Source organism: uncultured Paracoccus sp. (assembly GCF_945915435.1).
Classification (GTDB): domain Bacteria; phylum Pseudomonadota; class Alphaproteobacteria; order Rhodobacterales; family Rhodobacteraceae; genus Paracoccus.
The window spans coordinates 45316-64546 of the sequence record NZ_CAMEFG010000009.1 but is presented as its reverse complement, the minus strand read 5'-3'; the positions used below and the strand labels follow the sequence as shown (position 1 = coordinate 64546).

17 protein-coding genes are annotated in these 19231 nt (G+C 68.0%); 6 read left to right on the top strand and 11 right to left on the bottom strand.

From position 1 onward, the window contains the following. Nucleotides 1–126: 126 nt before the first annotated feature. The gene (locus Q0O97_RS05005) at nucleotides 127–1194 is read right to left on the bottom strand and encodes a cytochrome-c peroxidase (protein ID WP_294925833.1); all 1068 of its coding nucleotides are present in this window, start codon (nucleotides 1192–1194) and stop codon (nucleotides 127–129) included. 165 nt (nucleotides 1195–1359) lie between these two features. On the opposite strand from Q0O97_RS05005, the gene prfA reads away from it, so the two are divergent. From prfA to Q0O97_RS04975, 6 genes are all read left to right on the top strand, one after another. Then, a complete protein-coding gene (gene prfA, locus Q0O97_RS05000; protein WP_294925831.1) occupies nucleotides 1360–2412 on the top strand; it encodes a peptide chain release factor 1 in 1053 nt (350 codons plus the stop codon). Continuing rightward, entirely contained in the window at nucleotides 2409–3242 is an 834-nt protein-coding gene (gene prmC / locus Q0O97_RS04995) for a peptide chain release factor N(5)-glutamine methyltransferase (protein WP_294925829.1), read from the top strand. The genes prfA and prmC overlap by 4 nt, the downstream gene beginning before the upstream one ends. Nucleotides 3243–3469: 227 nt before the next feature. After that, nucleotides 3470–4180 (top strand): DUF4167 domain-containing protein, encoded by a 711-nt coding sequence (locus Q0O97_RS04990; protein WP_294925827.1) that lies wholly within the window; start codon nucleotides 3470–3472, stop codon nucleotides 4178–4180. A 129-nt stretch (nucleotides 4181–4309) separates the two neighbouring features. Further along, nucleotides 4310–4699: a response regulator gene (locus tag Q0O97_RS04985; protein ID WP_294925825.1), complete on the top strand. Its 390-nt coding sequence runs from the start codon at nucleotides 4310–4312 to the stop codon at nucleotides 4697–4699. A gap of 4 nt (nucleotides 4700–4703) precedes the next feature. Next, entirely contained in the window at nucleotides 4704–4949 is a 246-nt protein-coding gene (locus tag Q0O97_RS04980; RefSeq protein ID WP_294925823.1) for a hypothetical protein, read from the top strand. Continuing rightward, complete coding sequence (locus Q0O97_RS04975; RefSeq protein WP_294925821.1) at nucleotides 4949–7747, top strand: ATP-binding protein; 2799 nt, start codon at nucleotides 4949–4951, stop codon at nucleotides 7745–7747. The genes Q0O97_RS04980 and Q0O97_RS04975 overlap by 1 nt, the downstream gene beginning before the upstream one ends. On the opposite strand, the gene Q0O97_RS04970 is transcribed toward Q0O97_RS04975, so the two are convergent. The 10 genes from Q0O97_RS04970 to Q0O97_RS04925 form a co-directional block, all read right to left on the bottom strand. Then, nucleotides 7717–9279 (bottom strand): short-chain fatty acyl-CoA regulator family protein, encoded by a 1563-nt coding sequence (locus tag Q0O97_RS04970; RefSeq protein ID WP_294925819.1) that lies wholly within the window; start codon nucleotides 9277–9279, stop codon nucleotides 7717–7719. The two genes, Q0O97_RS04975 and Q0O97_RS04970, sit on opposite strands and share 31 nt — an antisense overlap. 100 nt (nucleotides 9280–9379) lie before the next feature. Further along, nucleotides 9380–10510, bottom strand: a complete 1131-nt coding sequence (locus Q0O97_RS04965; protein WP_294925817.1) for a carboxylate-amine ligase — start codon at nucleotides 10508–10510, stop codon at nucleotides 9380–9382. 77 nt (nucleotides 10511–10587) lie between these two features. Next, nucleotides 10588–10857 carry a cell division topological specificity factor MinE gene (minE, locus tag Q0O97_RS04960; protein WP_294925814.1) on the bottom strand — a complete coding sequence of 90 codons (270 nt, stop codon included), beginning with the start codon at nucleotides 10855–10857 and terminating at the stop codon, nucleotides 10588–10590. A 2-nt stretch (nucleotides 10858–10859) separates the two neighbouring features. Next, a complete protein-coding gene (minD, locus tag Q0O97_RS04955) occupies nucleotides 10860–11681 on the bottom strand; it encodes a septum site-determining protein MinD (RefSeq protein WP_294925768.1) in 822 nt (273 codons plus the stop codon). Between the two features lie 35 nt (nucleotides 11682–11716). Continuing rightward, nucleotides 11717–12478, bottom strand: coding sequence for a septum site-determining protein MinC (gene minC / locus Q0O97_RS04950; RefSeq protein WP_294925765.1), 762 nt, complete (start codon nucleotides 12476–12478; stop codon nucleotides 11717–11719). Nucleotides 12479–12735: 257 nt separating this feature from the next. Then, the gene (locus Q0O97_RS04945; protein WP_294925762.1) at nucleotides 12736–14751 is read right to left on the bottom strand and encodes a TonB-dependent receptor; all 2016 of its coding nucleotides are present in this window, start codon (nucleotides 14749–14751) and stop codon (nucleotides 12736–12738) included. A gap of 89 nt (nucleotides 14752–14840) precedes the next feature. Then, nucleotides 14841–16025, bottom strand: coding sequence for an HPP family protein (locus tag Q0O97_RS04940; RefSeq protein ID WP_294925759.1), 1185 nt, complete (start codon nucleotides 16023–16025; stop codon nucleotides 14841–14843). Nucleotides 16026–16051: 26 nt separating this feature from the next. Then, nucleotides 16052–16903, bottom strand: a complete 852-nt coding sequence (gene rsmA, locus Q0O97_RS04935; RefSeq protein ID WP_294925756.1) for a 16S rRNA (adenine(1518)-N(6)/adenine(1519)-N(6))-dimethyltransferase RsmA — start codon at nucleotides 16901–16903, stop codon at nucleotides 16052–16054. Between the two features lie 64 nt (nucleotides 16904–16967). Continuing rightward, nucleotides 16968–17966 (bottom strand): 4-hydroxythreonine-4-phosphate dehydrogenase PdxA, encoded by a 999-nt coding sequence (pdxA, locus tag Q0O97_RS04930; RefSeq protein WP_294925753.1) that lies wholly within the window; start codon nucleotides 17964–17966, stop codon nucleotides 16968–16970. A gap of 9 nt (nucleotides 17967–17975) precedes the next feature. Then, on the bottom strand, nucleotides 17976–19226 hold the full coding sequence (locus Q0O97_RS04925; RefSeq protein WP_294925750.1) for a peptidylprolyl isomerase: 1251 nt from the start codon (nucleotides 19224–19226) through the stop codon (nucleotides 17976–17978). Nucleotides 19227–19231: the final 5 nt, after the last annotated feature.

Here is a 19231-nt window from a genome sequence, read left to right as displayed (position 1 = left end):
CGAGGCCCTTTTTGCCGTGCAGGCCGGTGCCTGCCACTTGCGGTCCCCCAAGGCGTGACCTGCCCGGCCCGACGGTCGTGGGTGACGGGCAGGGGCACGAATGCCCTCTGCCCCTGTTTTGTGTCCTTACATCGGTGCGGGCAGCGGCGTTTCGTCGCGGCGCATCGGCAGGATCGGGTGGACGACCTCGGGCTGGTCGCCCGTCAGCGTGTGCAGGAAGGCCACGATGTCGTCGACCTGCTCATCCGACAGTTCGGTGCCAAGCTGGGACGAGGACATGATCTGCACGGCCTCTTTCAGGTCCCAGACGACGCCCGAGTGGAAATAGGGCGCGGTCAGCGCGATATTGCGCAGCGGCGAGGCACGGAAGACATATTCGTCGTCCACGGTCTGCGTCACCTCAAAGCGCCCGCGGTCGCCTGCGGGCAGGACCTCGGCGCCCGGACGGGCGATCACGCCGAAGGGGTGATAGTCCTGGCCACCGAAGTTCACGCCGTAGTGGCAGGCGGTGCAGCCGGTTTCCATGAAGGCTTGCAGCCCGCGCTTTTCCTGTTCGCTCATGGCATCGTCGTCGCCGTTCAGGAACAGGTCGAACTTGCTGTTGGGCGTGATCAGCGTCGCCTCGAACTGCTCGATCGCCTCGGCGAAATTGTCGAAGTTCACCGGATCGTTGTCGCCCGGAAAGGCGGTCTGGAAGGCCTCGACATATTCGGGCATCGAGTTCAGCGTTTCCACCACCGCATCCGGCGTGTTGCTCATCTCGACGCTGGCCTGGACCGGACCCTTGGCCTGTTCGGCCAGGTCGGCGGCGCGGCCATCCCAGAACTGGGCGGCGTTGAAGATCGCGTTCAGCATGGTGGGCGAGTTGCGCGGCCCGGACTGCCAGCCGTGACCGATCGACACCGCCAGCCCATCAACGCCGCCAAGGCCGACGTTGTGGCAGGTCTGGCACGAGATCAGGCCCGAACTGGACATGCGGGGATCGAAGAACAGCCAGCGGCCAAGCTCGATCTTCTCGGACGTCAGGGGCACGCCCTCGGGCTGATCCTCGGTCTGCTTGATCACGCTGATTTCGGTGGGGATGGCTTCAAAATAGAATTGTGCCTCTTCCCGCAGTTCCGCATCTTCCGCCGCCAGGGCGGGAAGTGCGGAAAGGGCGACGGCTGTTGCCGACAAAAGGGGGACGAGTTTCATTGGCTCTCCATTGGCTTACTTGCTCGCGCGCGAGTCACTCCTAGCATTCACAATCGCAGGCGACATTGATCTGGGTCACATCCCGCCGCGATGTTGCCCCCCGACATCACCCCGTGGCGCGCTTGTCACTTGCCTGTGCGCGGTGCTGCGGGTAAATGCCGCCTCATGCTGCCCGAAGACAAGCTTGCCCAGATCATCCAGCGTTTCGAGTATCTCGAAGCGCAGTTGAACGCAGGGGCATCGCCGGACCAGATCGCCGCGATCAGCCGCGAATATGCCGAACTGAAACCCGTCGTCGCCCAGATCACCACCTGGCGCGCCGCCCGCGCCGAACTGACCGAGGCGCAGGCCATGCTGGCCGACCCCGAGATGCGCGAACTGGCCGAGGACGAACTGTCCCGCCTGCGCGGATTGCTGCCCGGCCTGGAGCAGGAGCTGCGCGTCGCCCTGCTGCCGCGCGACGCCGCCGACGCCCGCCCCGCCATCGTCGAGATCCGCCCCGGCACCGGCGGCGACGAGGCCGCGCTTTTCGCGGGCGACCTCTTGCGCATGTATCAGCGTTACGCCGAGGGCCGGGGCTGGGGCTTCCAACTGCTCGACCTCAGCGAATCCGAACTGGGGGGCGTCAAGGAAGCGGTCGCGCGGATCGAGGGCGAGGGCGTCTTTGCCCGGCTGAAATTCGAATCGGGCGTTCACCGCGTCCAGCGCGTGCCGGAAACCGAATCGGGCGGGCGCATCCATACCAGCGCCGCCACCGTCGCCGTCCTGCCCGAAGCCGCCGAGGTCGATATCGACATCCCCGCCAGCGACATCCGCATCGACACGATGCGCGCCAGCGGGGCGGGCGGCCAGCACGTCAACACCACCGATTCGGCGGTGCGCATCACCCACCTGCCCACCGGTATCGTCGTGACCAGCAGCGAAAAATCGCAGCACCAGAACCGCGCCAACGCGCTGGCGGTGCTGCGCGCGCGGCTGTTCGACATGGAACGCTCGCGCGCCGACGCCGAACGCGCCGCCGACCGCAAGTCGCAGGTGGGCAGCGGCGACCGCAGCGAGCGCATTCGCACCTACAACTTTCCGCAGGGCCGGATGACCGACCACCGCATCAACCTGACGCTTTACGCGCTGGACCGGATCATGCAGGGCGACCTGGACGATATCCTCGATGCGCTGGTCGCCCATGACCAGGCCGCGCGGCTGGCCGAGGCCGAATGACACCGCTGGCGGCCGAGGCGCTGCGCGTGGCGGCCGCCCGGCTGGCAGTGGCGGGGGTGTCCGATCCCGAACGCGATGCGCAGGTCTTGCTGGCCCATGCGCTGGACGTGCCGCGCCACCGGCTGCGCGACGCGCTAGCGGCGCCGCTGGGGCAGGCGGCGCAGGATCGTTTTCAGCGCGCCGTCCAGGCCCGCGCCAGCCGCCAGCCGGTCAGCCAGATCATCGGGCGGCGTGCCTTCTGGAAACATGAATTCGAGGTGACGCGCGACACGCTGGACCCCCGCCCCGAAACCGAGACCCTGATCGAGGCCGCGCTGGAACGGCCCTTCCGGCGGGTGCTGGACCTGGGAACCGGAACCGGGGCGATCCTGGTCTCGCTGCTGGCGGAACGTCCGCAGGCAGGCGGCACAGGGACCGACATTTCGCAGGCCGCGCTGGATGTCGCCGCCCGTAATGCCGCCCGGCTGGGGGTCGTGGCCGATTTCGTCCGGGCCGACTGGTTCGCGGGGGTGACGGGGTGCTATGACCTGATCGTGTCGAACCCGCCCTATATCGCGCTGGCCGAGATGGACGCGCTGTCCCCCGAGGTCCGCCACTGGGAGCCGCGCAACGCCCTGACCGACGAAGGCGACGGGCTTGGCGCCTATCGCCTGATCGCAGCCGGTGCGGCTTCCCACCTTGCCCCCGGCGCGCGCCTGATCGTGGAAATCGGCCCGACCCAGGCCGCCGAGGTCGCGGCGATCTTTCGGCTGGCGGGTTTCCCTGAAACCGGGATTCGCCGCGATCTGGATGGCCGCGATCGCGTGATCGTGGCCCAATGGCCCGGTTGAACTGCTAAAAACCGTCGCAAGGGGCGGTATTTCTGAAATTTGCCCTTGTAAGGCGGGCGCTGGCATGTTTATTCGAAACTGTGACGGGGGCAGGGTGCCCACGCACGGGTCAACCGTATCAGCTAAGCTAGGCAAAGATTTCGGGCGCGCCTCACCCAGATGGGTCGGTTGGCCGCAGACCCCCAACCATATCCGGCGCTATTCCGGTTAACCTGACAAACAAGCTGATGAGATCATCCAAATCACGTTCGCGCAACAAGTCGAACCGCCAACGCTCGTTGGGAAACATTGTCAACCGCGTCTTCGATTCGTCGGGACCCGAGGGCAAGGTTCGCGGAACGCCGCAGCAAATCATTGAGAAATACCTGACGCTTGCCCGCGACGCGCAACTGTCCAACGACCGCGTGGCCGAGCAGAGCTTCCTGCAACATGCCGAGCATTACACCCGCCTTCTGGGCGAGGCGCAGCGCGAGCAGGCCGAAAGGCAGCAACAGCAGCAAGCCAGCCAGCGCGACGACGACACGCGCGAGGACGGCGGCGATCCGCGCAATGGCGGCGGGCGGCAGGGCGAGAACGGCTCGGCCCGCCATCGCGGCGACCAGCAACCCCGGTCGCAGGCCCCCCGGCAGGACGAGGCCGGTGCCACGCCCGATCCCCAGCCGGTGGTCGAGGCGCCTGCGCCCGAACCCGAATCCGGCCCGCCCGCCGTGCAGGCATCGGACATCGGCCTGCCACCGGTCATCGCCACGGATGACGAGGCCGGTCCGGTCGAGACGCCCGAAGCGACCGCCGACACCGCAGCCGCCCCCGAGCCGCCGCAGGAGGCACCCCGCGCCGCCCCGCGCCGCCGGACCACGCGCAGCACCACCCCGCGCACGCGCAAGAAGCCCGCTGATCCCGAGCCCCCCGTCTCGAAAGAGCCTGCCAGCGAGGGCTGAACCCCGCCTTTCGTCCGGGCCGCATCGACCGCGCGAATCCGGTCCCCGCGCGTTTCCCGGCAACGGGTTGCGCGGCGGGGGAACTGTGCCTAGCATGATGCTATGAGCCTTGGGGGGAGGCCAGCCGGAATGCTCGATATACTGATCGTCGAGGATGAGCCGATCATCCTCGAAACCCTCAGCTTCCTGTTGTCGCATGAAGGTTGGACGGTGGATTCCGTCGGCCACGGCGATGAAGTGATGGGTGCCATCCGCCGCAAGCGGCCCGGCGTCGTCCTGCTGGACGTCATGCTGCCGGGGCGCAGCGGCTTCGACGTGCTGCGCGCGCTGCGTGCCGATCCCGACCATGCGGATACCCCGGTGCTGATCCTGACCGCGCGGGGGCAGAACCACGACCGGCAACTGGCGCAGGACCTGAAGGCCGACGCCTTCATCACCAAGCCCTTTGCCAATGATGCGCTGGTGGCGGGGGTCCGCCAGCTCATGACCCTGCGCGCCGGCCGCGCCCGGCAGGGCTGACCCCATGCCCGCGCCGAATCGCCACCGCGACGCCGCCTTTGCCGTGCCGCTGTTCGGTGCGGTGCTGCTGCTGCCGGTGTTCGTCAACCTGTTCAACCGCCGCCTGGCGATCTGGGGCGTCCCGCTCGAGGTGATCTATCTTTTCGCGGTCTGGCTGGGCCTTGCCGCAGGGGCGTTCTGGCTGTCGCGCCACCTGCGCCCCTCGGATGAGCCGACCCGTCGGCGAAGGGCGGGGAAGGACGGCGGCTGATGCTGTCGCCCGATTTCGTCATCCTGACCGCGGTCGCCTATGTCGGCCTGCTGTTCCTGCTGGCCTATCTGTCGGACGGGCTGGACCGGCGGGGGCGGGGCGGGTTCCTGCGCTCGCCCCTGGTCTATACGCTGTCGATCTCGGTCTACTGCACGAGCTGGACGTTTTACGGCGCCGTCGGCACGGCGGCGCTTTCGGGGCTGGAGTATCTGGCGATCTACATGGGACCGACGCTGGTCTTTGCGGGCTGGTGGTTCCTTCTGCGCAAGCTGTTGCGGATCGGGCACAGCCAGCGCATCACCTCGATCGCGGACCTGCTGTCCTCGCGCTTCGGCAAGTCCAGCGGGCTGGCGGTGCTGGTCACGTTGATGGCGGTCTTTGCCATCACCCCCTATATCGCGCTGCAACTGAAGGCGATCACCGGCTCGATCCAGGCGGTGTCCACGGCGCGGGGAAGCGGCGGCCCGCCCGCCGGGCTGGATGAAACCAGCCTGGCGCTGGCCGTCGCGGCGGGGATGGCGCTGTTCACGATCCTGTTCGGCACCCGCAACGTCGATGCGCGCGAGCAACACCTGGGCGTGGTCGCCGCCATCGCCTTCGAGGCGGTGGTCAAGCTGCTGGCGCTGGTCGCCGTGGGGCTGTTCGTCACCTTCGGGCTGGGCGGCGGCCCGGTCGAGATCCACGCCCGCGCCATCCAGGCCGCGGTGGATGTCCATGAAGGCGCGGGTTTCGGCAGCCGCTGGGTCACCGTGCTGCTGCTGTCGGCCATCGCGATCATCTGCCTGCCGCGCCAGTTCCAGATCACCGTGGTCGAGAACGCGGACGAGGATCACCTGCGCACGGCAAGCTGGGCCTTTCCGGCCTACCTGATCCTGCTCAGCCTGTTCATCGGGCCGATCGCGCTTTACGGGCTGGCGACCATGCCCGCCGGATCGAACCCGGACATGTTCGTGCTGACCCTGCCGATGGCCGCCGGGCAGGACGGGCTGGCGCTGTTTGCCTTCATCGGGGGGTTTTCCTCGGCCACCTCGATGATCATCATCGCCTCGATCGCGCTGTCGATCATGGTCTCGAACCACATCGTCCTGCCGCTGGCGCTGCGCATGTCCGACGACCTGCCGGGCCGCGACAGCCGGGGTATCGCGCGGCTGATGCTGTATAGCCGCAGGCTGTCCATCGCCGCGATCCTGCTGCTGGGGTTTCTCTATTTCCAGATGACCGGCGATTCGGGGGCGCTGGCGCCCATCGGCCTGATCTCTTTCGCCGGGGTGGCGCAGTTCATGCCGGCGCTTCTGGCCGCGCTTTACTGGCGCCGCGCCACGGTCAGGGGCGCGGTCTGGGGCATGGCGCTGGGTTTCGCCGTCTGGGCCTGGACGCTGTTCCTGCCCAGTTTCGCCAGCGGCAGCGCCGATATCGCCCGGCTCGTGGCCCACGGTCCCTGGGGCATCGCCCTTCTGCGCCCCGAGGCGCTTTTCGGCATGGTGGGCCACGACCCGCTGGTCCACGCGACGTTCTGGAGCCTCAGCCTGAACACGGCGGTGCTGATCGTGGTTTCGCTGGCCACCCGCCAAAGCGGGCTGGAGCAGGTGCAGGCGCGGGTTTTCGTCGATGTCTTTGCCACCGATCCTACCGGCGCGGATCCCGCCCCACGCCGTTCCGCCAGCGCCGAGGACCTGTTCTTCCTGGCCGAGCGTGTCCTGGGCCACCCGCGTGCGCGCGATCTGTTTCGGGCCAGCGGCATCCCGCGCGGCCCCGAGGCGCGCCAGCGGATGGTGCCCGCCGAGTTCATCCACCGGCTGGAACGCCAGCTTGCCAGCGCCATCGGCGCGGCCTCGGCCCATATCCTGCTGTCGAAGGTGGTCGGCGGCGACGCGCTGTCGCTTGAGGAAGTCGTGCGCATCGCCGACGAAACCCGGCAGGTCATTTCCCACTCGAACGAGCTGGAGCGCAAATCGCACGAATTGCGCCTGACCGCCCTGAAGCTGCGCGAGGCGAATGCGAAATTGCAGGCGCTGCACCGGCAAAAGGACGATTTTCTCAGCCATGTCAGCCACGAGGTGCGCACGCCGATGACCTCGATCCGCTCGATTTCCGAGATCCTGATGAAAGAGCCGGGGCTGGATGCCGGGCAGCGCCAGCGTTTCGTCAGCCTGATCCATCGCGAAAGCGCGCGGCTGACGCGGCTTCTGGACGAGATCCTGGATCTCAGCGCGCTGGAACATGGCGAACGCAACTGGACCAATGCGCCGGTCGAGGCCGAGGCCGTGCTGCTGCGCGCCTTCGACGTCTGCGAGGCGTGGGCGCGCCAGCATTCGATACGCCTTGTCCGGCGCAGCGAGGCGCCCGAGGCGATGATCCTGGGCGATCCTGACCGGCTGTGCCAGGTGTTCATCAACATCATCGCCAATGCCATCGCCCATAACCGCAATCCCGATCCGCAGGTCCTGGTCTGGTCGGGCCTGCGCGATGGGCCGGACGGGGGGCCAGACGGGGGGCCGGACGGGCGCGAATATGTCGTCGAGGTTTCCGACAATGGCGAAGGGATCGCGCCGGAATACCGCAGCGCCATATTCGACAAGTTCATGCGGGTCGGCGGGCCGCAAACCGCCGTCGCGGGTGGTGCGCCGGGGCTGGGGCTGGGGCTGAACATCAGCCATACGATCGTCGGCAAGCTGGGCGGGCGGATCGCGTTGGTCGATGGGCCGCTGCCGGGGGCGACCTTCCGCATTTCCCTGCCGTTGCTGGCCGAGGGGGACCAGATGCGCGATCAACCTCGGGCCAGCGAGGTCTCTTCCTGACGGTGGCCGCAGTTTTCGCGCGGGCAAAGCAGGCAGGACGGCCCGACGGGCACGCTGATGCGGCTGTCCGCCAGGTCCAGCCCGTGGGCGTAGACGGTGCGGTCGGCGTGGTGGATGTCGCAGGCCAGCATGATCGAGAAGGCCAGCGGTCGCTCCTGCCAGCTTGCGACCCGCTTCGACACCGATTTCGCGATCAGCAGGAAACGCGATCCGTTGGGAAATTCGGCCACCTGCCGCAGGATGCCCGGCGCTCCCGCCGCGCCGTAGATCGGCCACAGCAGGCAGCCATGCCCGCCGCCGGGCAGGGTCAGGCCCGGCAGGGGGAATCGCTTGGTCAGCCTGCCAGACGGGTCGGCGCGCAGGAAGCCGAAGGGCAGGCCCTCGTCATTGCGGCGGCGCAGGGTGATCAGCCGATGGGCGACCTGCTCGAAACTTGCGCGGTAGTGGTGGCTGAGCAGGTCGATGTCGTAGCGATGCGCCTCGGCATTGTCGCGAAACGCGCGGTAGGGCATGATCATCGCCCCCGCGACATATGAGGCAAGCGCGGTCAACGCGATTCCCCGCGCCTCGTCCGAGCGCAGCGCCAGGCCCTCGCAGGTGCGGGCCAGAACCTCGGTCGCGCCCAGTTCCGCGATCTGGCGGCAGAGGCGGAACTGGCGCGTGGCGTAGCGCGCCGATCCGCGCAGCCAGAGCGTTCCCGCCCTGCCGTCCATCCAGACCTGTTCAGCCGGTCCCGGTCCGTCGCTTCCGCCGCCTTCCGGCCAGACGCGGCAGGTGACGCCATATTCGCCGTGCAGATGCGCCGACAGTGCCGGTTCGCCGAATTCGCCCGCCACCGCCCCGCGCAGGGTCTGGGCGGCTTCTTCCAGTTCGGGGAAGTGGTTGCCCGCGGTGATGAAGGCATCCTCGACCTCGCGCATGGGCGAGATCGAGCGGCGTTGCAGCGAACTGCTGTCGAAATAGCGCACCAGCCCGTTGATCGACCCGGTGACCTCGCGCGCCTCATGCGTGATGGCGGCGATGAAGCGGTCGCGATCCGCCTCGGCCAGCCCCTCGACACCCGAGACGATCTCGGCGCTGGAGCGGATGCCGGCGATGCGGTTCAGCACCTCGTGCAGCATTTCGGCCAGCATCGGGTCGGAATGGAAGCGGTTGGCATAGGCCTCGATCTCGGCCCCGGCATCGCTGTAGCCGCGATGCAGCGCGATGACGACCTGCACGATCTCGGGGAAGCCGGCGATCAGTTCGCGCAGGTCGGTCTGATCCAGCGCCAGCCCCTGCAACAGCGGGTCGCCCAGGATCTCGCGCAGGCGGTGCAACTGCCTTTCGGCCCGCGTGCCGGTCAGTTCGTCGACGTCAAGCCGCAACTGCGCGGCGATGCGCAGCAGCAAGCTGCCCGCGATATCGCGCTTGTTCTTTTCGATCAGGTTGAGATAGCTGGCCGAGATACCCGCCTGACGCGCCAGCGCCGCCTGGGTCAGGCCCATCTCGATCCGCTTGCGGCGGATATGGCTGCCGGTCAATGCGCGCATGATGTCCCGTTGCGGTCCCGTATTGACAGAAGAACTCTTTCGTCAGCCCCGCATGTTTACAAGAAAGCGCATGAGTATCAAACGATTGTTTGCGCCGTTGTCAGATATCGCGGCGAAAGTCCTCAATCAGCGACATGACGACGGCGCGGAATGCCTCGTCCTGCCCGGCCCCTGCGGCGATGGCCTGCGCGTAAAGGCGGCGCTGGCGTTCGGCGGCGCTGCCCTTGGCGACCATGTCGCGCAGCCCCGCGACGGCGGGCTGGCTGTCCAGCGCGTCGGCATCCTCGGCGATGGCGGCCAGCCAGTCCTCGGCCAGTTGCTCGAAGGGGACCACCCGCCCGGTGCCGAAGTCGATCAGCCCCTCGGTCATGCCATAGCGCAGTGCCCGCCAGCGGTTTTCGCCCAGCAGGAAGTTGTCATATTCGCGCCAGCGCAGATTGTGGCGCGACATTCGCCACAGCATCCGCATCGTCGCCTGGATCAGCGCTGCCAGCGTGATCGTTTCCGACAGGCGCGGGCAGGCGTCGCAGATCCGCGTTTCCAGCGTGGGAAAGTTGCACGAGGGGCGCAGGTCCCACCAGATCTTGCTGGCGTCCTCGATCACCCCCGTCCCGGTCAGCGCCGCGACCGAGCGGTCGTATTCCGCCCAGCTTCCCATGCGTGGCGGCAGCCCGGTGCGGGGATAGCCGCCAAAGACCGTCGTGCGATAGGATGCCAGCCGCGTGTCGTCGCCCTGCCAGAACGGGCTGGAGGTCGAAAGCGCCAGCAATTGCGGCAGGAACCAGGAAAACTGGTTCATCAGGTCGATGCGCATGTCGCGGTCGGGGATGCCGACATGGACATGCATTCCGCAGATCAGCATCCGCTGCGCGACCCCGCCCATCTCGTGCCAGATCCGGTTGTAGCGGTCCTTGTCCGTATGGGGCTGGTCGCGCCAGTCGGCGACAGGGTGGCAGGCGACCGAAACCGGGGCCAGCCCGAATTCCGCCGCCTGTCGCGCGATGCTGCCGCGCAGGCGCGAAAGCTGCGCGCGCGCGTCGGAAATATCGGCGCAGACGGGGGTGCCGATCTCGATCTGGCAGCGCAGGAACTCGGGGCTGACCTGATCGGCAAGTTCGGCCTTGCAGGCGGCCATCAGCGCATCGGGGGCAGGGCGCAGATCACCCGTTTCGGCATCGACCAGAAGATATTCCTCTTCGATGCCGATCGTGAATTCCATGTCCTCGGCCATCGCGCTTCCCCTTGCTTGAACAGGGGGACAACCCGCGGCCGGTCGGGTTGTTCCGCGCGCCGCCGCCCGAACCCCCGTCAGCCGGGGGTGCGGGCCTTGGCGCCGGGCATGTCGATGTTGATTTCCAGGCTGGACAGGTCGTCGCTGCGTTCCAGCTTGATCTCGACCGCGTCGCGGTCGATCTCGATATGGCGGCGGACGACCTCGAGGATGTCGCGTTGCAGCGATGCCAGGAAATCCGGATCCGAACCGCCGCCGCTGCCGCGTTCATGCGCCAGCAGGATCTGCAAGCGTTCCTTGGCGGTCTGCGCCGAGCTTGGCTTGCGTGAACGAAGGAATCCGAACATGGTCAGCCCCCCCGTCCCAGAAGGCGCTGGAAGAAGCCGCGGCGTTCCTCGCCCTGCACGGCGCGGACTTCGGTGGTTTCACCCAGCAGGCGCCCGACGGCGTCCTGATAGGCGCGGCCCGCCGCCGATTTCTCGTCCAGCGCGACCGGCATCCCCTCGTTCGAGGCCTTCAGCACCGAACTGCTTTCGGGGATGATCCCAAGCAGCGGGATGGCCAGGATTTCCAGAACGTCCTCGACGCTCATCATCTCGCCCCTGGCCGAGCGGGCGGGGTCGAAGCGGGTCAGCAGAAGCTGGGCCTTGACCGCGCTGCCGTCGCCCTTTTCCGCAAGCGCGCTCTTGGAGTTGAGCAGCCCCAGCACCCGGTCGCTGTCGCGGACCGAGGACACTTCGGGGTTGGTCACGACGATGGCCTCGTCGGCGTAATACATCGCCAGATGCGCGCCGCGCTCGATCCCTGCCGGGCTGTCGCAGATGATATAGTCGAAATCCTCGCGCAATTCGTCCAGAACGGCCTTCACGCCCTCTTTCGTCAGCGCGTCCTTGTCGCGGGTCTGCGAGGTGGGCAGGATCGACAGGTTTTCCAGCCGCCGGTCCTTGATCAGCGCCTGCTTCAGCTTGGCGTCGCCCTGGATGACATTGATGAAATCGAAGACGACGCGGCGTTCGCAGCCCATGATCATGTCCAGGTTGCGCAGCCCCACGTCGAAGTCGATCACGACCGTCTTGTGCCCGCGCATGGCAAGCCCTGCGCTGATGGCGGCGGACGAGGTCGTCTTGCCGACGCCGCCCTTGCCGGAGGTGACCACGATAACCTTGCTCACGAACGCTTCCTTTCGGTCATTGGTATTGGAAGGGGTTACTTGAGGGATTCGATTTGCAGCCGGTCGCCGTCCAGCCATGCCTGCACATGCTGGCGTGGCGTGTCGGTGCCCATCTGCTCGCTGGTGCGGTAAAGCCCGGCGATGGCCAGCAGTTCGGCGTCCAGCGCATTGCAGAAGATCCGGGCCGAGGTATCGCCGTTCACCCCTGCCAGCGCGCGGCCCCGCAACCGGCCGTAGATGTGGATATTGCCCGCCGCGATCACCTCGGCCCCCGAACTGACGGGACCGACGACGATCAGGTCGCCACGGTCGGCAAAGACCGTCTGGCCGGAACGGACGGGCTGGGTGATCAGCCTTGCGGGTGCGGGGGGCTGTTCGACGACGGCGGGCGGGGTGGCCGCGGCAGCGGCGGGGCGCTTGCCGGGACGCGAGACGCGCTCCAGCGGCGCGTCGCGGCCCGCGGCCAGCGCCACCAGCCCGATCTCGCCCGCCGCCTGCGCCTGCACGTCGTCGCCCGACTGGATGCCGATGACGGCCAGCCTGCGGGCGCGCAAGGACTCGATCAGGGCCATCAGGTCGGCGGTGCTGTCGATGCCCTGCGCCTTTTCAAGGTCGATCACGACCGGCGCATCCTGGAAGAAGCGCGGGGTCTGGCGCAGGCGCATGTCCAGCGCATCCATGAATGCGTGGTCGGGGTGCCCTTCCAGGTGCAATGCGACCGCAGTCAGGAAACGACCGCGGATCTGTAGGGGTCTGACCGAGGCGACCGATTGGGCCGTCCTGCTGCCGTTGTGCATATGCTCTGCCGCTCTTTTCTTGTTCTGGCTTGTTCCGGGGCACCGCAACGCACGCGCCCAGGGTCGGGTTCTTCTAATCGTTCCGCGCGCCATCGTCCACGCCATGCGATGCCCTGACCCCATATCGGCAAAACCGCGCCGCCGGGGCAGGGGCGCGTTTCGCGGTCCGGGCGCGGTCACGAATGGGTGATCGGTGGTGCCGCAACGCGAACGGCCGGGTCCGCGCCCGGCCGCCTGCCTTGCCGATTCGGGCCTGCTCAGAAGGTCCGGGCCAGCGACAGCTTGAAGTTGCGCCCCGGCTCGGCCAGATAGGACAGGTTGTTCTTGTATTGGCGGTCAAAGACGTTTTCCACGCCCAGGTCCACGGCCAGCCCGGCCAGCGGGCCGGTTTCCGGTTCGTAGCGCAGGGTCAGGTCGTGGACCGCCCAACCCGGCCCTTCCGAGGTGGTGCCCGGACGCGCCAGTTCGACCCCCTTGGCGGCATGCATGTGCCAGGCCAGGTCGAATTCGCGCCAGCGTTGCCCGACGGTCAGGGTCAACTGGTCGGCGGCGGTATAGATATAATCCTGCCGGATCAGCCCCTCGGCTGCGGTATAATAGTCCTCGCTGTGGTTGTTGATCGTCAGCGCGCCGCGCGCGTAGAAGCCCTGCGCCATGTCATAGCGGGCCTCAAGCTCGACCCCGCGCATGGTGAAGCCGGTATATTCCGCCGATGCCGAGGTCGAGACGCCATAAAGCGCGTCCCAGATCACCGTCTGGTAGGCCGAGGCCGAGGCGGTCAGCCGGTCGCCCGCCGCCACCAGGTCGTTGCCCGCGTATTTCAGCCCGGCCTCCCACACCCGGCTTTTCTGGACCGTATCGCCGTAATAGGTGCCGCGCGTGGGCGAAAGCGAGGGCGCGACGTCCAGCGTCGCCAGCCCCTCGCCATAGGTGAACGAACCGAAGGCGCTGAAGCCCGCGCCCAGCCCCTTCTCGATCCCCAGGCCCGCCGTGCGGGCGGTGGTGGTGAATGGGCCGAAGGCGGCGCCGCCCTGTTCGGCACCCTCGATCTTCTGCCGCTCGACCCGCAGGCCGGCGGACAGGTTCAGGTCGCCCGCCAGTTCCATTTCATCCAGGACGAAGACGCCGAAGCGCGTGAACCGGCCCGAGGGCGTATAATTCGCCGCATCGCGTTCCTGCCGCTGCCAGTCCAGCCCCGCGCGCAGGTTGTGGGCGACGCCCGCATGGGCAAAGCGGGCCGTGTTCTTCAGCGTGATGCGGTCGGTGTCCAGGTTATAGCGCCCCTCGAACATGGCGGCGGGGGTGCCGGGGACCAGCGCCTCGATATCGACGACCTGCTCGGAGCGGGTGTATTTCAGTTCCAGGTCGATCAGGTCGTTGCCTGCGGGATCGTAATTCCACGCGACCGAGGCCACGGACCCCTCGCGGTCGCGGTTGACGTTGCCGAAGATGGGCGAGCCGGTGGCCTGCGCATAGGGCACGTCGCGTTCGGCGCTTTTCGAATCGGTGTAGGACAGGGTGACGGTGTTCGCCTCGTCGATGCGATAGCGCGCCTTGACCAGCAGCGAGGGCAGGTTGAATCCCTCGTTGGCGATGGTGTCGCCGTCGCCGTCCTCTTGCTCGGCCAGGCGGCGGCGGGAATAGTTCAGCAGGAAGTCGAAGCGATCATCCGCCTGCCATGCCAGCGTCGAGGACGTCACCCAGCCGTCGCCGTTGGAGTTGGCGCCCAGCAACTGGCGAAAGCGGTAGCCGGGCTGGCCGCCGGTCAGGTCGGCGCCGTTGATCGTGTCCAGCCGCACCGTGCCGCCATTGATCCCCGAACCATATTCCAGCGAGGCCAGCGGCCCCTTCAGCACCGAGGCCGAGCGCAGCAGCGCCGGGTCCGCCGCCTGTCCGGTCACGTTCTGATAGACCCGCCCGCCGTCGGTGTTCGTCCCGTCGATGGCCACCTGGACCGAGGGGTCGCTGGCCATATGCGCCGTTCCGCCGAAACCCCGGATATTGGGCGCCGCGCTCAGCACATTGCCGCGATGGGCGGCGCTGATGCCGGGCACATCGCGCAGGATGTCGGCGACCGACCCCGCTTGGCGCCGCGCGATCTCGTCCGCCGAAATCGTGGCGACCGGCGCGGTTCCCGCCGGTCCCTCGTCCGTGGCGGTCAGCACCACCTCGTCCAGCCGCACCTGGGGCAGGGGTGCCTGCTGCGCGGCAAGGATCAGCGGCCATGCGGCGGCGGTGAAGAGAGAGGAGGTGAAAAGGGCGCTCGGTCTCATCGATAGCTCCGTTGGAGAAGGGGATGAGGCTGGCGGGCGCTGGCGTTTCAACGGGCTTGTAGTCGTATCCTAGTGAAAGTGTCAAGAAATCATGCGGGTGTCGATCCCGTGTCTTGAACCAGCAGGTTCGCCTGCCGGTGCGCCAGGGCGTCGATCAGGTCGGTCCGGGTCACGATGCCGATGATGCGCTGGCCTTCAAGCACCGGCACCGCGTCGCAATCGCTGCGTGCCAGCAGCGGCAGCACCTCGGCCAGGGGTGCCGTCGCCGCGACCGAGGGCACCGTGACCGACATCACCTGCGCCGCCGAGGGCGGGGTGCCGGACTGCGGGCTCAGCAGCGAGCCGATCGAGCGCAGGAAGCCCTGATCCGTGCGCTCGGCCAGTTCCTGCCCGCGCCGGATCAGATGGATCTGGAAGATCAGCCCAAGATAGCGCGCATCCGGTCCCACCACCGGCAGCGAGGTGAAGCCGTGGTCCCGGAACAGCCGCGCGACATTGGACAGGCGGGTATCGGGGGCGACTGTGACCAGGTCGCGGGACATGACATCGGCGACCTCGATCCCTTCCATCTGGTGCTGGGCGGCCAGCATCTCGACCGCGCCGACCAGCCGGGCCAGATCCTCGACGCCGATGTTGGTGGTCTGGCGGAACTGTTGCAGGATCCCGGCCAGCTCGGCGCGCGTGACATGCAGCCGGTCCACGTTGTCGGTGGTGCCGTGGCGGTTGACCTCGTCCTGCTGGCGGAAGGGATAGCGCCGCCCGGTCAGCCGCGCCCAGATCACCGCCACCGCCGCAAGGCAGGCGGTTCCGGCAAGGACCGGGGACAGCGCGAAGCTCCAGCCGAGTTCGCGGATCTGTTCGGCCGACAGGGCGGCGGTCAGGGCGACCGCGCCGCCGGGCGGATGCAGGGCGTTGCACAGGTGCATGGCGAAGATCGCGCCGCCGACCGCCACCGCCATGCAAAGCGCGGGATCGGCCACGAAGAATACTGCCCCGACGCCTGCCAGCCCCGATACCAGGTTGCCGACCATCGCCGACCAGGGCTGTGCCAACGGGCTGTTGGGCACGGCGAAAAGCAGGACGGCGCTGGCGCCGAAGGGCGCGATCATGAACAGGCCGTAATCGTGGCGGGCCAGGAAGATCACCGCGACCGCCAGCAGGCCAAGCCCGGCAAAGGCGCCGATGCTGGCGCGCAGGGCCTCGCGCAGGCCCAGGAAGGGCATGGAAGGTCCAAGCTGCCGCAAGAACCTTGCCAGGGGGCCGGAGGGGGGCATCGCGGTCATTCCTTTCGGGAGGGGGGTCAGCCCTGCCGCGCGGCCTGGACGGCGCGGGCAAGCGTGCAGAACTGTTCCAGCCCGACCTCTTCCGCGCGGGCGGTGGGGGGGATGCCGCATTCCTCAAGCAGGCGCTCGATTTCCGGGTGGATCGATTTCAGCGAGGCGCGCAGCATCTTGCGGCGCTGGTTGAAGCCCGCCGCGACGACCGAGGAAAGCACCTTCGCATCGGCGGGATAGCGCGGTTGCGGCAGGGCGGTCAGGTGGACGACCGAGGAATGGACCTTGGGCGCGGGCACGAAAGCCTCGGGCGGGAGCGTCATCACGATGCGCGCGTCGGCCCGCCATTGCGCCAGCACCGCCAGCCTGCCATAGGCCTTGCCGCCGGGGCGGGCGGTGATGCGCTCGGCCACCTCTTTCTGGAACATGAGCGTCAGGGACTGCCAGAAGGGCGGCCATGCGGGCGGGGTGAGCCAGCGGATCAGCAGTTCGGTTCCGACGTTATAGGGCAGGTTGGCGACGATGCGCACCGGCGGCGCGACATGGGCCAGCGGGTCGATTTCCAGCGCGTCGCCGTTGATGACGGTCAGGCGGCCAGGGTAGGCGGCGGCGATCTCGGCCAGGGCGGGCAGGGCGCGGGCGTCCTTTTCGATGGCGAGGACGTGGCGCGCGCCTTCGGCCAGCAGGCCACGGGTCAGCCCGCCGGGACCGGGGCCGACCTCGATCACGTCGCACTGGCCGAGATCGCCTGCGGCGCGCGCGATCTTGGCGGTCAGGTTCAGGTCCAGCAGGAAGTTCTGGCCAAGCTGCTTTTTCGCGCGCAGGTCGTGGCGCGCGATCACCTCGCGCAGGGGGGGCAGGTTGTCGAGCGCGCTCATGGTTGCGCCGGCCGGGGGGCTGTCTGCCCCCCGGACCCCCCGAGGGTGTTTGAATGATGAAGAATCATCGGCGTTTCTGTGTCATGTTCTTTTGGGCCATGCTCTTTTGGGCCATGTCATGGGCCATCCGCAGGGCGGCGATGGTGCTGGTGGGATCGGCCAGCCCCTTTCCGGCGATGTCGAAGGCCGTTCCGTGGTCCGGCGAGGTTCGGATGAAGGGCAGGCCGAGCGTCACGTTCACCCCGCCCGCGAAGTCCAGCGTCTTGATCGGGATCAGCGCCTGGTCGTGATAGGCGCAGATCGCCGCATCGTAGTTTCGGCGCGCCGCCGCGTGAAACATCGTGTCGGCGGGCAGCGGGCCGGTCAGCGCGAATCCCTGTTCGCGCAGGCGGTCCGCGAGCGGGGCGATCCAGTCGCCTTCCTGATCGCCCATGACGCCGTTTTCGCCCGCATGGGGGTTCAGCCCGGCCAGGGCGATGCGCGGATGCGACAGGCCGAAGTCGCGGGCAAGGGCGGCGGCGGTGATGCGGATGGTGCGTTCCAGCAGCTCGGGCGTCAGCCTGTGCGGGACGTCTTCGAGCGCGATATGGATGGTCGCGGGCACGGTCCGGCAGGGTGGGTCAATGGTAGTCGAGGCCAGCATCATCGCGACATCTGCCCCGCCCGCGAGATGGGCGAGATATTCGGTATGGCCGGGAAAGGGGAAGGCGGCGCCCTTGACCAGTGCCTGCTTGTTGATGGGCAGGGTGCAGATGGCCGCGGCCTTGTCCTGCCGGGTCAGGGCGACGGCGCGGGCGATGACCTCGACCACGGCGGGCGCGTTGGCCGGGTCGGGCTTGCCGGGGGTGCGCGGTGACGGGAAGGAGTGGGGCAGCACGGCCAGATGCCCTGGCGGCACCGGCTGCGCGGGATCGGTCACGCCGGTCCAGCGGGTGCCGGGGGGCAGGTGGGCCGGGTCGCCAAGCCAGGCGAAGGGCACCCCCGCGTCAAGCGCAAGCGGGGCCAGTTCCGGCCCGATGCCCGCAGGCTCGCCACAGGTCAGCAGGATCGGGGGCATCCGCATGGTCCCGGATCAGCGCCGGATGATGGCATTGGCCTGCAACTCGGCCAGGTAGGCGTCGGCGGCATTCGAGATCTTGCGGTTGAAGACCACGTTGCGCACCGTGTCCAGATCGGGCAGCGCGTTGGAATCGGGGGCCTGCTCGGCGGGTTCGTCGGGCGCCACCGGCACCTGCGGCTGTTCGTCCGCCGAGGCCATCAGCGCAGGGGTGCGCTTGCACAGCATCACGACCTCGCCCCCGAAGGCGGTGGCCTCGTCGTCGTCGAGGCTGGCGAGGTAAAGCCCGATGTTCTGCGGGATCGCGCCAAGATTGCGCGTCTCGTGGACAAGGCGGTCGGCGGGCAGCCCGTTGGCCCGCACGAAGAGATCGCCGCAACTGCGCACGGTGGCGGCGATGCGGGCGGCCTCGGCGGGGTCGCCGTGGCGCAGGTGGACATATTCCAGCACCTGATCGCGCGCGCCCGAGCGCACCACGCCGCGCGTGTCGCGCAGCATGAACAGCACCACCGCGCCCGGAACGGTCAGCGGCTGGCTGACGCTGCCCGGCTGCAACGACAGGACGATGGGTTGCAGCGAGGGCGGCAGGTTGGCCAGCGGTGTCCAGGGCAGGCGTCCGCCTTCCTCGCGGCTTTGCACGGCGGAATATTGCCGCGCGGCGGCGGCGAATTCGCTTTCGGACGAGACGTTGGCGAGGATGTCCTCGGCCAGGCCCATCGCCTGGGCCTCTTGCCCCTCGGGTGCGGGGATGATCAGTTCGGACAGCAGGACGTCGGTGACGCGCGGGGTCTGGACGATCTTCTGGAATTCCTGTTCGACCTCGGCATCCGAGACGCGGACGGTCGGCACGACGCGGGCGCGCACCACGTCGCGCCAGACCACGCCCGAGACGATGAAATCGTGATAGATCTGCGGATCCACCCCGTTCTGGCGCAAGAGCTGCTCGAACTGGGCGGTGTCGAGGCCGCCGCGCCCGGCGAATTCGGCCAGCGCCTCGTCGATGGCTTCGTCCGTGGGGCGGATGCCGATCGAATCGGCGGCCTGCATGCGCAGCCGGTCCTCGATCACCGCGCGTTCGGCGGCGGCGCGGCTGGTGTCGGGGGCCTGCAACAGTTGAAGGAAGCGGGCACGTTGCTGGATGTCGAACTCGGTCACGACCGAGTCGTTGACATAGACGACCGGGCGGAACGGATTGGATTGCGCCAGCGCAGCCTGCCCGCCCAGCATCATCGCGGCCATTGCCGCGCCAAGAATTGCTCGCCGCATGAAAA

What these genes read in the sequence shown, in the direction of transcription:
- Q0O97_RS04985 (WP_294925825.1), top strand. Translation starts at nt 4,310, where the DNA reads ATGCTCGATATACTGATCGTCGAGGATGAGCCGATCATCCTCGAAACC.
- Q0O97_RS05005 (WP_294925833.1), bottom strand. Translation starts at nt 1,194, where the DNA reads ATGAAACTCGTCCCCCTTTTGTCGGCAACAGCCGTCGCCCTTTCCGCA.
- Q0O97_RS04980 (WP_294925823.1), top strand. Translation starts at nt 4,704, where the DNA reads ATGCCCGCGCCGAATCGCCACCGCGACGCCGCCTTTGCCGTGCCGCTG.
- minC (WP_294925765.1), bottom strand. Translation starts at nt 12,478, where the DNA reads ATGCACAACGGCAGCAGGACGGCCCAATCGGTCGCCTCGGTCAGACCC.
- Q0O97_RS04945 (WP_294925762.1), bottom strand. Translation starts at nt 14,751, where the DNA reads ATGAGACCGAGCGCCCTTTTCACCTCCTCTCTCTTCACCGCCGCCGCA.
- Q0O97_RS04965 (WP_294925817.1), bottom strand. Translation starts at nt 10,510, where the DNA reads ATGGCCGAGGACATGGAATTCACGATCGGCATCGAAGAGGAATATCTT.
- Q0O97_RS04975 (WP_294925821.1), top strand. Translation starts at nt 4,949, where the DNA reads ATGCTGTCGCCCGATTTCGTCATCCTGACCGCGGTCGCCTATGTCGGC.
- prmC (WP_294925829.1), top strand. Translation starts at nt 2,409, where the DNA reads ATGACACCGCTGGCGGCCGAGGCGCTGCGCGTGGCGGCCGCCCGGCTG.
- pdxA (WP_294925753.1), bottom strand. Translation starts at nt 17,966, where the DNA reads ATGCGGATGCCCCCGATCCTGCTGACCTGTGGCGAGCCTGCGGGCATC.
- minE (WP_294925814.1), bottom strand. Translation starts at nt 10,857, where the DNA reads ATGTTCGGATTCCTTCGTTCACGCAAGCCAAGCTCGGCGCAGACCGCC.
- Q0O97_RS04940 (WP_294925759.1), bottom strand. Translation starts at nt 16,025, where the DNA reads ATGCCCCCCTCCGGCCCCCTGGCAAGGTTCTTGCGGCAGCTTGGACCT.
- Q0O97_RS04970 (WP_294925819.1), bottom strand. Translation starts at nt 9,279, where the DNA reads ATGCGCGCATTGACCGGCAGCCATATCCGCCGCAAGCGGATCGAGATG.
- prfA (WP_294925831.1), top strand. Translation starts at nt 1,360, where the DNA reads ATGCTGCCCGAAGACAAGCTTGCCCAGATCATCCAGCGTTTCGAGTAT.
- rsmA (WP_294925756.1), bottom strand. Translation starts at nt 16,903, where the DNA reads ATGAGCGCGCTCGACAACCTGCCCCCCCTGCGCGAGGTGATCGCGCGC.
- Q0O97_RS04925 (WP_294925750.1), bottom strand. Translation starts at nt 19,226, where the DNA reads ATGCGGCGAGCAATTCTTGGCGCGGCAATGGCCGCGATGATGCTGGGC.
- Q0O97_RS04990 (WP_294925827.1), top strand. Translation starts at nt 3,470, where the DNA reads ATGAGATCATCCAAATCACGTTCGCGCAACAAGTCGAACCGCCAACGC.